Raw genomic sequence first — 13,248 nt, 5'->3', positions numbered from 1 at the left:
GATTAGTTCGGCTTAGCAAATTGATATGCTAAACGCCCCGTCCGGCAGCCTATTGGAGTAGTGTTTAAGTAGAGCCGGAAGGACAAACAATAAGAAAGCCAGCCACGAGAACCTAGCGCAAGCGATCCGAGCATTAATATTATGGTCGCATGGCTTGATCACGGAACCGAACCGGAAACGAGGCCAGTGCCCATCGATTTTCATGTGTTTGTTTTCGTTCCCGGCCTAGCGCAGACCGGGAACCACTTATTGGAGTGCCTCAGGCGATGGACATGCCGAGCGCTTCAAGTTGGTCTGTCAGGGCGCTTTCTGCTTCGGCAACACTGTTCCAGTCATCAGCCGTCAGGTTGCCAAGATCCAGATCCTCGGCCTGAACATCCTGAAGTGTAACGGTATGGCCGCCATTTCCGATAACTTCAAAGATAAGATCGCCATCAATTTCGGTGACCGACACATCGCTTTCGCTCAAAGCGTTGAAATCGATGATATCTTCATCGGCATTAAAACCGATAATCTGGGTCTTTACCCCCCAGTTCCAGGTAAGCTCTGCCACATCCACTTCAGCGCCGAAGGTCACAACTCCTGGGGTTTGGCTGTTACCGGGTTCGTTGGTTCCACTACCGATATCTGGTTGGGTCGATCCCCCTGTCAGATCTCCGACCCGTGTCTGATAACCGTCTGTCGTCGCCCCGACAGGAGCCTGTGGGGTCAGCAGTATGGTGCGAGCAACCAACGTCACATCGTTCTGGTCAAAGCCAAATGGTACCTCGAGATTGTCTTCCATCACCTGATCAAAATGGAATTCGACCAGACCCGGGATCAGGTCAGCCTTGGTCACGCCGGTCAGCGTGATGCTTTGTCCGGTCGGCAAGGATGAGATCACCAGACCATCGCTACTGTCCTCGACGCTAAGCCGCTCGCGGGTTCCGAAATACAGGAAGCTGATCTTCATCGTTGAAGGATCAAAGCCGTCAATAACTTCGTGCACGCCATATTCGTGGCTACGAACATAGACTGTGTCAGCATCGCGAGGTCCTACGCCCTGCTCCCAACTAAGAACGCCGCCCATATCCTGACGGAGGTGTTCGTTGCCGACCACACCAAAGCTGTCGATGGTCACGTCCTGGAAGGTGACACCTTGCACGATTTGCGCCGCGTCCGACCATGGGCTGTCGATAACAATCTCGCCGGCCTTGGATTTGGTGACGATCATGCCGTGAACCGACGTACCGCCAAAGTCCAACTCGTCCACACCGGGGCGGAATCCGGTTATGTCGTCAGCGTTGCTATCGGCCCGGTATTTCACCCCGCCCGTGTCTGTATTGCCGGTGATCGCGGGCGGGTTTGACCCGTCTGCATCATAACTGAGGTCATAGCCCTCTCCGTCTCCCGGCGAGACGATAACTTGCCCCAAAGCTGTGGACACTTCGTTCAACACCGTCTGATCCGTGATAGAGAAATTGCTGAGCGAAAGATCGGACAGGCCAAAGCCAGTGAATACGATCTGCTTGGTTACATTGCCCGAGGTCAGCTCAATTCTAACGGTCTGCCCCAGAGCGTCCCCACTCTCTTCGAAAATCGAGAAGTTATCAGCCCCAATGTCCGGTCCGATTTCAATGACATCTCCCATCGCGGGCAGGAAGCCTTCGACCGTCTGTGCCTCGCTGGCAAGGCCCAGCATGACGTGCATATGTTGGTGGCTATGGCCACCGCCACCACCATCTCCGCCACCATCGCCACCGCTGGTCGGCATTGAACCATCAGTGCCTATCAGCCCAAGCACTTCAGCTGCGGCGGTATTGTCCAGAATAGCGAAGTTTGCCGGGCTCAGCTCAGCAAGTGTCACACCGCTGAGGGTCGTGGCCTGGTTATTGGACGGGATCGAGAACACAACCGCGCCATCAACCTCGGCAACCTCCAACGCGTCGGCACCGACCCATGCGATGAAGATCGTATCTGTCGTAGGGTCGAAATCCGGGATCGTTGCATTCGTGCCCCAAGCCCAGTTAATCACCACATCCGCAGTATCTTCTGTGGTGTCAGCAGTCCCGTTGCCGGTCGGTTCCGTGGGTTCCGGATGTATAACCGGTGGGACAACGGGCGGCGACGTATTCCCGTTATCGGTGCCGCCATTTGTATCCGTGGGCAAGACACCGTCGGTGTATACCTTGATAGCGTCTTCGATACTCGGCGCGTCATAACCGCCGAATTGCGAGACATACCGCAGGATCGAAGTACCGTATTCATCGGTGGATACACTTCCACCCTGAAGCAGAGCCAACGTACCCCATGCCCCCCGCAGGTGCGCGGCGGCCATTATGCCAGTAAGACTGAGCGTGACAGAGACGGCCTGGCCATTTTCCAGATAAGTGCGTGTCGTGCCGAGATAGTCGGACAGGCTCTCTCCCTGATAGCCCAGCCCGGTTTCGATGACTTGAAGATTGTAGCCAAAAGCTTCTTGAATCGCGCGCTCCTGCGCTTCGGCGGTTGTGAACTCTGCCAGCGAATTCACCCCGTTCTTACCGGTCCATGTGCCATCCCAGGTGTTCGAAGCCGCGCCATTCCCATAATAGACATCATCGGTGTAATACCCGAGGTCAATTAACAGCGCCTCGCCGAACTGATATCCAACAAAACCAAGCGAGTTCATCGAGCGATAGGACATCGCGTCCCATTCATCACTGCTTAGATCAGACCAGCTGGAATAGCTTGGATAGAAGTCGGCAACGGCCCCTCCCGCCCATTGGTTCAGCTGCCAATCCTGAATGATTCCTGCGTCGTATCGATCTCGATCCCAACCAGATTCAAATGCACGCAAAGCGTCGCGAAATTCTTCATATGTTCCATTACTCATCTTGAAACAGACTCCCATCTTGTCGTTGTTTCAGCCCAAGTATTTCGGCTTTACTAGCCCGATGAATTCAGGCCCAACTTGCGTAACAAGTCAGAAGTTCAGGACACGTTAAGAGTTCATTAACGAATTAATCTGAGCGGATGCGGGCCTAGGCCAACCTTTTGATGCGCTAAAAAACGCTGTACGTCAGTGGGTTATAGCGGGGTTTGAGCAAAAGATCGGTGCAGTTGCGCGAGTCTTCGCCAAATTTGGAATGTCGCAATAATTAACTTTGCATTATTGCCAGATCGAACTGTTAAGAAAGCCTCAGCCGATCCAGACCGGCTGAAGCTTTTTTGGTAATCAGGCGATGATCAGAGACCCCAATCCTGTGATTGCTGAGCCGTCAGCTCGCTGATGTGCTGCATGACATCGAAATGCTCATCAACACCCTGTACGCTGATCACCTTTTGGCCATTTGCCGTGACCCAGTGAGTGCTGGAACGCCATTCGATCTGAAGTTGATCCAGAGACGAGATCCCGAACCCTTCCAGATCGATAACAATCGAGTCGTCAGCCTCAAAATCCCGGATCACCTGACCACCATACTGGCTGCCCGGGCCGGTGATGACAAAAGTATCGCTACCTTCGCCACCGAACATATTGGCAAACCCGGCTTCTGAAGACTGGTCCGCATCAAGGATGATGACGTCGTCGCCGTCTCCACCATTTGCATTGGTGATCATCGCGCCTTTGCGGATCAAGATGGTGTCATTGCCGTCGCCGCCGTTCAGAGTAGCGAACTGATTGAGCGCACCGCCAACAATGTAGTCATCACCAGCACCACCATTCAGGGTCAATCCACCACTGCCGGTGTCGCCGATCATGTAGTCCCAACTATCGGTGCCATCTACGGTAACGAGCTCTTCGCCGATCTCGGCATCAATCCGGTTGCCATACTTCTCGAACCACTCCAGCGTGTTTGCACCAAAGGGCGGTTCGTAGACAACCTGATAGCCTTCTTCATCGTTGCCAACCAAGCTGCGCAGGTCGATGTATGACGGGTCAAATCCGTTCCCGTCATCGTCATAGCGCACGATGATCTCGTCTGTCAGCTTGTTGAACAGCACGATCTGGCCGTTTTCGATGCGGTGATCCAGATCGAACCAGCCGGTCATCCCGTAGGCGTCGAGGTCAATCTCGATACGGTCGCCTTCATTGGCATCGAAATCGGTGATCGTGTTCTCGCCGCCGTTCAGAATGAAGGTGTCAGCTCCTCCGTTACCGGTCAGCACGTCTTTACCATCACCCGAGGTGAAGACGTTATCGCCGTCGTCGCCGATGATCACATCATCATGGTCGCTGCCATAGATGTTCTCGACGCTCCAGAGCAGATCATAGCCTTCCTTGTCGCGAATCTCGTCATTGAGATCGAACGGATTGGCGCTGTTGCCATGCCAGGCCCAGTAATACTCACCGCTGGCATCTTCCGCCTTGTTGTTCATGTCGACATAGATGCCGCTCAGGCTGTCACCATACCAGGCCGTGTCATTGCCTTCTCCACCATACAGCTTATTAAAGCCGCCACCGCCAGCCATGATATCGTCACCGCCAAAGCCGTAGAGTACATCATTGCCGTCATTACGGATTTCGGCCTCGTTTCCGCCGTGGGTATCGCGCTCGGACGTATAGGCTTGCAGAACGTCGTTGTGGTTTGTTCCCAACTGACGATCCTCGTCGTGAAAGCCGACCATCGAAACACCGCCGAACGCCCCGAATGTGACGAACTTGCTGGTTCCAAGACCTGCAAGGTCTTCACTGCTCAGGCCAAGGTCGATCTTTTGGCCCAAGCCATAATGCGCACCATCCGGCCCCGTGATCAGAGCGGTTTCTTTCAACCGTTGAATGAATGCATCTGTGTTCTGCTGCGAGATACTTGTTGCGCCCGGAAAGATGTTCGACGCCTCATCCCAATAGAAGGTTGTAATCACCTTGAACTTGTTGTCGGCCGGATCAAGCGCGACCAGATCGAATGCCGCGCCATCAACGATCGATGACTGCAGGTCCAGCGTTACTGGCCCCTCCACGTTGACTGGTACAATGATCTTGTCTTCAAGCGGGTTGAAGTCGAGGATCTCGACCAGAGACACCTTCGGCGGGTTGACGGTTTCGACAACCTGCTCCTCTGTCTTGAACATGTTCTTGATCCCGTCGATCAGGCCTCTGGCAAGGTTGATGAACAGCTTCGCGCCCGGCAGCATCTTGGCGAGTGCCAGATTACCTGCCTCTTCCAGCCACTCTTCGCCCAGACCATTCGATTGGTTATGGTTGGGATCATGAGTTGTTGGTTCAGGCACAGAGCCAATAACGAACGTGTCGGCCCCTTTTCCACCGTAAAGCGTGTCGGCAGAGGTTTCGTCGATATGCCCGGTAAACAGGACATCATCACCGTCACCGCCGACAAGAAGGTCGTTACCAGTACCACCGTACAGTTTGTCGCCTTCATTCCCGGCAATCAGGATGTCATCGCCCTCGCCGCCAACAAGGATGTTCTTGCCTCCGCCGCCAATGATCTTGTCGTTGCCGGATTCGCCGAACAGCTGATCATCACCTTCACCTCCATCGATGTAATCGTGGCCACCGCCACCATAGATGACATCATTACCGCCATCACCGAACAACTGGTCGTTCCCACGGTAGGCGATGATGATGTCATCTCCGTCACCGCCCGAGATATTGTCCCGATGATGATAGTTGGAATAGTAATTCTTGATCGAGGTGCCGCCATCATAGTTATCCCAGTTTTCGGGGTTCCAACCGTGGATGACGTTATCCCCGTCATTCCCTTCGATACGGGTGTAAAGATATGTCCCCTTGCTTTGCCCACTTGAGAGACGGTGCATCAGGTTTTCAAAGCTCACCTCACCATCGGCCATATTGTATTCACCACGGGCTTTGACATCGCGGCCGACATAGGTGCCGCTGGTGTCATGCAGATGGGTCCCATATTTATCCCACCAACCGCTGTGGCCATCGCCAGGTGATTTACCACCGGTCCAGACGGGAATATCAGGTTTGTTGCTGGCCACAGTCTCGTCGTCCGAGGCTGAATCTTCCCAGACGTAGTCCTGCAATTCGCTGCTTTCTTCCGACAGCAGACTAACCGGCGGGATCACGATAGGATCGTCATCCGTTTCACCAAGACCAACCGATATGTTGAGCGTGCTCGCTGAGTTGGGCTGGAATTTTGATTTGCTAACATGTTTCATGTCTTTCCTCCTGTTTCCTGGATGGTCGACACCCGAGGTTCGGGCCCATACGCATCACAGATCATAGGAAAGATGTGGTTTTTCAGGCTGTTGATCTCAACAGGCGAAAGCCAGTTAAGTTGTTACAAAGTATGACAAAAATGGAATCCACGGCCTGAGAAAACCAGCAATCCGGCTGGCGCCTGTTTCAGGCCCCAGCCGGTGAGTTTAGTTTTCCCTCTGTTTGCCCGGGCGTCCGTTTCAACAGGAACTAAGACGCCCGGATTTTGGTTGTGCAGCGATAGATGATCGCTGAGTTTTCGCCCCACTTAGGCAACCATATCGACAAAGAAGCTGTCGGTCGGAACGGGGGTTCCGCAGATGTCTTCGCCGCCTGCAGTCGGTACGATTTCGCACAGCGGCGGAGGCGCCATTTCCGTCAGGTCATACTCATTCTCCGGTACTTCGGTGCCGCATTTGGGCAGCGGCAGGATCGGGGGTACAGCGATGACGTCATCACCCTGATCCAGAACGATCGGATCAAAGGGCAGCGGGTTCACTGCAACCAGATCTTCACCGTCCTGAGGCACTTCGGTGCCGCAACGTGGATCAGGCATGATCGGGGAAACTGCGGTCACATCGTCACCTTCACCAGCAGGAACCGCACCATAAGGAAGCGGGGCTACTGCGATCAGGTCTTCACCATCCTGCGGAACCTCGGTACCACACCGGGGGTCAGGCATGATCGGGGAAACTGCGGTGACGTCGTCACCTTCACCGGCAGGAACCGCACCAAAAGGCAGCGGGTTCACGGCAACCAGATCTTCGATGGGATCGGCAACCAGCGGATCAATCGGCAACGGATTTACAGCCACCAGGTCTTCACCATCATTTGGCACCTCGGTTCCGCACTTTGGAAAAGGCTGAATTGGGGGCACGGCGATGACATCGTCGTTGGCTTTCTCGAAGCTCGTAGCGGTTACATGTTTCATTGTATTTCTCCTTGTTACACACTTTGTTTAGCACCCAAAAAATCTTAGAAACTTCCTCCTCGGGTATAACAAAAAGGTGGTTATCCGGCCCCTTCATTACAACGCAAAAAAGGGGGCTAAATTGTTACAAAGTATGACAAAAATAGGCTCTTAAGCCGGGCATCATCTCTTTTCAGACAGGACGCGCTTCCAAGATGTGGACCAGCACCCGCTCAGGTACCACCTTCGCCCCTCCTCGCCTTCAGGATCGAAAAAACCAGCGCCATTTCTGGCGCTGGTTTTAGCTGTTTCTTCCTATTGGGCAGCTCACATCATGCGGTCGATCAGACCTCCCGGAACGTGGTCCGGATTTGTTTACTGAGAGGATCAAGAAGGTACTGGAACAGGGTACGTTCGCCGGTTTCGATGAAGACGTCAGCCGGCATACCCGGCAGCAGGCTCAACTGGCGGTCAGACAAAAGTCCGATAGCCTCCTCGCTTAGTGCAACCCGCGCCTCGTAGTAGGGTAAGCCAGTCATCTGATCTGTTTTCAAATCAGCCGAGACAAACTCAACGTGCCCATCCAACCGAGGGGCAACATGTTGATCGAACGCCCCGATCATCACGCTCGCAGCCTGGCCCAAGGCGACATTGTTGATGTCCTGTGGCATGACACTAGCGGTCACCACCAACCCGTCATCCTCGGGCACGATCTGCATCAGCGTTTCGCCCGGAGACACCACGCCGCCGATTGTATGCACACCCAACTCGTGCACGATGCCATCCGCCGGAGCCCGAAGGTCAACCCGCGCCAGCTGCAACGCGGCCGCGCTCCGACGTTCTTTCAAGCCATCCAGTTCGACCTCCAGCGAGGAGATCTCGTTCATCACCTGCTCGCGGAAAGTCTTTTCCAGTTGCAGGATATGGATACGCGTCTCGCTGATACGACCACGGGCGACTGCGATCCGAGAGGTCAGGCCGCCACTATTACCGACAAGACTGCTTCTTTGACGCTGCAAAGTCGTCACCCGGGTGCCTGGCACTAAACCCTTTTCAAAGAGCTGCGTCAGACCCTCCAATTCGCTGTCGATCAGTTTGATCTCTTCTTCGGAAGCTTCGCGCTGCGCCTCCAGGCCCACAATTTCCTGCTCTGCCTGTTCGATTTTCTCTTCCAAGGCCGCGACCTCACCATCCTGCGACAGACGACGTGCTTCCATCACCGCGCGCTGCGTTGCGAGTGCGCGGTCAACTTTGTCTTCGTCTTTCCGGGACGCAAGCTCCTCGGACAGTACGAGATCGTCCAGACCATCGCGCTCGGCCGTGAGACGAACCAACTGCGCTTCAAGCGCCACAAGCCTGTCATCGACCAAGGCTTGGCTGCCTGACAACAGCTGATCATCAAGTGTCAGAACAACATCGCCAGCCTGAACCCTATCTCCGTTTTTGACGTGAATGGCGCCGACAATACCTCCGTCGGGATGTTGCACAGCTCTGAGGTCGGACGAGACCACCACACTACCAGCCGTCACGACCGCCCCGGACATCGGGGCTTTCATCGCCCAACCACCGAATCCTATGGCGAGCGCTGCAATTGCGACCAGACCAAAGCCGATGGATCGGGCAGAACGATCCCTAAACCCTTCGGTCTTCGTGTTGGAATTCTTGTTGGTATTCATGACTTCCTCCATTCATTCTGTTTACAGCGCGGGACTGGGTCAGCCCGTGGCGGCAACGATGTCTGTTTGTTGGGGTTGTTCGACGGTCTTCTGTTCAGCGGCAGGCCGTGCAGCTCCGGCGGCGGCCTGATTGCGTTGACGCAACCGCTCCATCACTTCTGTTCGAGGACCAAAATCTCCAGCGCGACCGTCTTCAATGATCAGAATCTTGTCGACTGAACCCAGCACACTCGCCCGGTGCGCGATGACGATCACAATCGCCCCGCGTGCCTTGGCGGCGAGAATGGCATGGTTCAGTGCGGCCTCACCCACGGCATCCAGATTCGAGTTGGGCTCGTCCAGAACCACCAGAAATGGATCACCATAAAGCGCTCGTGCAAGGGCAACACGCTGTCGCTGACCACCGGACAAGGCCGCGCCACGCTCGCCAACCGAGGTGGCATAGCCGTCTTTGAAGCTAGCGATCAGTTCGTGAACACCCGCTGCCTTGGCGGCGGCAATCACCATCTCGTCCGTCGCCTCGGGATCAAAACGCGCGATGTTCTGGGCGATCGTTCCGTCAAAGAGCTCAACATCCTGCGGCAGAAAACCGATCTGGGGGCCAAGCTCCTCAGGCAGGTACTGGTCGATCGGCACACCGTCGAGGCTGATGCTGCCTTTGGCCGCCGACCATGCACCAACAAGTGTGCGCGCCAAGGTTGATTTTCCGCTGCCGGTCGTCCCAATCACAGCCAGTGCCTCGCCTGCTTTCATATCGAAACCAACACCTTTGAGAACAGCGGCAGTGGCCATCGGAGGGGCAGCGATCAGGCCGTCAACGGTCAGCGACTTCTGTGCCTTGGGCATAGAAATACGATGGTCAGCTTCGTCACCAGAAAGAGTTTGCTTCAGCTGAGCCCATGCTTGCCGGGAAGCAACCAGATTGCGCCAACTACCGACCAGAGTCTCGATAGGCTGCAAGCCACGGGACATGATGACCGATGCCGCAACGATTGAGCCAGCCGATATATGTCCATGGATGGCAAGATAAGCGGCGACCGCAAGAACGGCGGACTGAAGTGCCAGGCGGAACACTTTGGTAAAGCTACCAGACACTCCGACAGTAGTGGCCGCCTTAGCACTCGCACCAAGGTGGAGATCGTTCACATCCTGCCAGGTCTTGCCAAGATTGGACTGCATCCCCATCGCGCGAACCATTTCGGCATTCCGGCGGCCGGCTTCTGCCAGACGGTTGCGCTTGGCTGAATGCTCAGACTGAACGCACGCGGCAGCGCGGACCTTGATATCCGTAACGATGGCAATGGCAACCAATGCCAGCGCGCCAATTACACCGACCATACCTAGCCACATGTGCATGGCAAAAACCAATCCCAGATAGACCGGGATCCACGGCAGATCGAACAAAGCTCCGGCACCTTGGCCCGACAGGAAACCGCGAATTTTTTCGACATCTTGAATTGCCGCCGCAGGGTTGCCACCCGGACGGTTGCGTGACGGCTCGGACAAAGTGCAATCAAACGCTGTTCGGGTGAGCCTTTGTTCAAAGCGATGCCCCATGGCAACCAGCACACGGGTCCGCGCGCCGTCAATCAAGGCCATGAACAAGTACAGACCGGCGACAAGTGTGCTGAGCGCGACAAGCGTATTCACGCTTTGGCTAGACATCACGCGATCATAGATCTGAAGCATGAAAATCGGCCCTGTCAGCATCAATAGGTTCACAACACCGCTGAAAACGCCGGTGGCAATCAGATTGCCCCTCAGCGCGCGCCGGGCGCTGGCAAGTTGTGGATGAACGGATGAATGCTTTGACATAGCTGGCTCCCAATAAAAACTCTGTGGGTGATACTTGGAGACCAGCCGCCGATGCCCCAAGGGCTTGTCACACTTTGATTCAATTGACGAATTTGGCCGGTTGTTTACCGAGCTGACGAAGCCGGGTGCCCCGAAATGCGGTACCGGTGGGTGAAACCCCTTTGCATCATCAGCGGCATGGCGGTTGCAATTTCCGCTTGGGAATGCGGCGGTATTTGAATTAGCGTCCCCAGTCAGGGGGATGGGACAGGGAGCCTACGCGCAATGCGCTGGAATGATCTGACACTTCGAACACAAGTTATGAGCATCGTGCTTATCAGCTGGACGATTGTCGGCGTGTTCTCGGTAGTCACCGACGTGGTCCAGATCCGAAACTCTCGCGCTGAAGAGATCCGAAACAGGGGCGATGCCTTTCTTGCGCAGGTGGTTTCAACCCTGGCCCGCGTGCCCCCTGACAGCCGCTCCGAAGCAGCGCTTGGTTTCTTTCCTGCAGAATGGAGTGTCAGGGTCGGCACGCAGGATGCAGCAACCACTTTGGCCAATGGCCGCGACCGCCCGAATCTGGCTAACTGGCTGACGGCGCGGCTGGAACACCGTGGGATCGCCGTCGCGGAACTGTCCGTGGCAGACACGGTCGTTGACGCCAAACACGACCAAAGCGCGCTGTTGCAACTGTTCAAGAGCCACTCGGGCGAACCTATCGATGCAGAAAGCGTTGACGCGTTTCTGGTGAGCGTTTTTTCGGTCCGGCTCAAGGATGATGACGAATGGCTGAACTGCTATTTGCTCATGAAAAACAAGAACATCGTACCTTTGGTCATCGTTGGCTCAATCGACAGTCTGGTCGCGCTTACCCTGCTTTGCGCACTTGCGTTTCTTATTCAGAAAGTGATGCGACCGCTGAGCGCGATGGCCGTCAATGCCGAGTTGATCGGCCGGGGTGAAGAAGTCGGCCCACTCGTCGAGGCGGGTGCCATTGATATCCGCCACACAATTATTGCGTTCAATCGCATGGAAGCCCGGATTGTTCTGGCGCTTGAGTACAAGACAACCTTGCTTCGTAGCCTCGGGCATGACCTGAAGGGACCGATTGCCCGGATGCACGATGAGATCCGGAAACTGGAACCAACGGCACCAAAAGAGCAACTGCTCAAGCGGTTGGAAACCATCAGCGATATTGTGAACTCCGTCACCGACCTCAATCGTGAAACGCATCACGATGGAGAGCTTGCACGCCTGGATTTGCGCTCACTGGTTGAGGCGTTGGTAGACGAGCAGGTTGAGGCGGGTCGCGATGTGACCTGCACCATCGAACAGTCTGCGGTGGTCAAAGGAAGACACAACGCGCTTACCCGGGTTCTTAGAAACTTGTTGGAAAATGCGGTCAAATACGGGGGCCGAACAAGTGTCTCTTTGACCACCTCGAATGATATGGCCGCAATTCACATAGACGATGAAGGACCAGGTATCCCAGCCGAACAACTTGAAACAGCGTTTGAGCCTTTCCAGAGACTAGGCGCCACCGAACCCGGAACGGGCCTCGGCCTCGCCATAGTCCGGGCGATTGTGGTTGATCAGGGGGGCACTGTAACGCTTGAGAACCGCCTGAGCGGAGGCCTTAGGGCAAATGTGCTGTTGCCGCTTGATACCGGAGTTCAGCCGGGACGAAAGATGTAACCCTGCCCCCAGACCGTTCGAATATATTCCGGATTTGAAGGGTCGCTCTCAATCTTCGATCGCAACCGTTTGATCAGAGCATCAACGCTTCTGTCTCCTGCACCGCCATGCTGTCGGGTCCGGGCAACGGCAAGAAGGTCTTCTCGGGTACACAACACGTCCGGGTTTTCAGCAAAGAAGCGCATAACCCGCACTTCGCTTGAGGTGAGTGTGATGAGACGACCATCTTCACTTTTGAGATGTCGCTCGTTTTCAACGAGCTCCCATTCTCCGAACCGGGTAACCCGGGATTTTCCCTGCGTGCCACCAGCACGCCTGCGCAGCACAGCACGCACGCGCGCGAGGAGTTCCAACTCGTTGAATGGTTTAATGATATAATCATCCGCGCCCAGTTCCAGCAGGGAAATCCGCTCGGCGTCGTCATCAATCGAACTGATCATGATGATCCCGGCATCTATGCGCGAAGCAATCTCGTGACATAACACCTTACCACTAGTTCCTGGCATCACGAGGTCCAGCAGAAACAAGCTGTAGGTTTCATCAGCCATCATCAACCGCGCAGCGGGTACATCTTGCGCGTGTTCGATTTTGTACCCTTTGTCAGTCAGAAATGCACAAACACCCTGAGCAAACTCGATGTCATCGTCACAAATCAGAATGTGCTCATCATAGCCAGCGGATTGATCCGCGACGTCTTGCATAGCTCTTCTCCTCGGGACGATGCCTGCCGTTACGATAACAACATTTGCTATTCGAAGCTGTCAATGTTGCAGAGAACGATCAAACTGTCCGGTACGCAGCGACCGCAATCGCCACTCATGGCTAAACCAGACAATCATCCACCGGGGCATTCCGGACGATTGAAAAGTTTGTCACGCCAAACAGCAAATTCCTCCAACTTCCGGGACATTCCGCAGGTGGCTGCGTGCAACAAAGCAACCTTTGTCAGAGACTTGGTAGCAGGCCTTGTATTTGGTGTATCGCGTGCGCCCCGACTTAAGTGCAGTTTTGATCGTAACAGTAGGCTC

7 protein-coding genes are annotated in these 13,248 nt (G+C 55.0%); 1 reads left to right on the top strand and 6 read right to left on the bottom strand.

Annotated features, from left to right (window positions below):
* Positions 1-259: 259 nt before the first annotated feature.
* From I5192_RS19920 to I5192_RS19900, 5 genes are all read right to left on the bottom strand, one after another.
* Complete coding sequence (locus tag I5192_RS19920) at positions 260-2,854, bottom strand: hypothetical protein (protein ID WP_223118590.1); 2,595 nt, start codon at positions 2,852-2,854, stop codon at positions 260-262.
* 353 nt (positions 2,855-3,207) lie between these two features.
* The gene (locus I5192_RS19915; RefSeq protein ID WP_223118589.1) at positions 3,208-6,102 is read right to left on the bottom strand and encodes a calcium-binding protein; all 2,895 of its coding nucleotides are present in this window, start codon (positions 6,100-6,102) and stop codon (positions 3,208-3,210) included.
* 308 nt (positions 6,103-6,410) lie between these two features.
* Positions 6,411-7,073, bottom strand: a complete 663-nt coding sequence (locus I5192_RS19910) for a hypothetical protein (RefSeq protein ID WP_223118588.1) — start codon at positions 7,071-7,073, stop codon at positions 6,411-6,413.
* A gap of 323 nt (positions 7,074-7,396) precedes the next feature.
* The gene (locus I5192_RS19905) at positions 7,397-8,728 is read right to left on the bottom strand and encodes an HlyD family type I secretion periplasmic adaptor subunit (RefSeq protein WP_223118587.1); all 1,332 of its coding nucleotides are present in this window, start codon (positions 8,726-8,728) and stop codon (positions 7,397-7,399) included.
* Between the two features lie 39 nt (positions 8,729-8,767).
* Positions 8,768-10,543, bottom strand: a complete 1,776-nt coding sequence (locus tag I5192_RS19900) for a type I secretion system permease/ATPase (RefSeq protein WP_223118586.1) — start codon at positions 10,541-10,543, stop codon at positions 8,768-8,770.
* A gap of 264 nt (positions 10,544-10,807) precedes the next feature.
* Here I5192_RS19900 and I5192_RS19895 point away from each other — a divergent pair, with 264 nt between their 5' ends.
* Entirely contained in the window at positions 10,808-12,220 is a 1,413-nt protein-coding gene (locus I5192_RS19895) for an ATP-binding protein (RefSeq protein ID WP_223118585.1), read from the top strand.
* Here I5192_RS19895 and I5192_RS19890 read toward each other — a convergent pair.
* Positions 12,199-12,921 carry a response regulator gene (locus tag I5192_RS19890; RefSeq protein ID WP_170394071.1) on the bottom strand — a complete coding sequence of 241 codons (723 nt, stop codon included), beginning with the start codon at positions 12,919-12,921 and terminating at the stop codon, positions 12,199-12,201. The genes I5192_RS19895 and I5192_RS19890 overlap by 22 nt on opposite strands.
* Between the last annotated feature and the right edge of the window lie 327 nt (positions 12,922-13,248).

It is taken from the genome of Ruegeria sp. SCSIO 43209 (genome assembly GCF_019904295.1).
Taxonomy (GTDB): domain Bacteria; phylum Pseudomonadota; class Alphaproteobacteria; order Rhodobacterales; family Rhodobacteraceae; genus Ruegeria.
This window is presented reverse-complemented; position numbering and strand designations above follow the sequence as displayed.

Excerpts from the sequence above, each read along its gene's own strand:
- I5192_RS19920 (WP_223118590.1), bottom strand. The coding sequence starts at position 2,854 with ATGAGTAATGGAACATATGAAGAATTTCGCGACGCTTTGCGTGCATTT.
- I5192_RS19915 (WP_223118589.1), bottom strand. The coding sequence starts at position 6,102 with ATGAAACATGTTAGCAAATCAAAATTCCAGCCCAACTCAGCGAGCACG.
- I5192_RS19910 (WP_223118588.1), bottom strand. The coding sequence starts at position 7,073 with ATGAAACATGTAACCGCTACGAGCTTCGAGAAAGCCAACGACGATGTC.
- I5192_RS19905 (WP_223118587.1), bottom strand. The coding sequence starts at position 8,728 with ATGAATACCAACAAGAATTCCAACACGAAGACCGAAGGGTTTAGGGAT.
- I5192_RS19900 (WP_223118586.1), bottom strand. The coding sequence starts at position 10,543 with ATGTCAAAGCATTCATCCGTTCATCCACAACTTGCCAGCGCCCGGCGC.
- I5192_RS19895 (WP_223118585.1), top strand. The coding sequence starts at position 10,808 with ATGCGCTGGAATGATCTGACACTTCGAACACAAGTTATGAGCATCGTG.
- I5192_RS19890 (WP_170394071.1), bottom strand. The coding sequence starts at position 12,921 with ATGCAAGACGTCGCGGATCAATCCGCTGGCTATGATGAGCACATTCTG.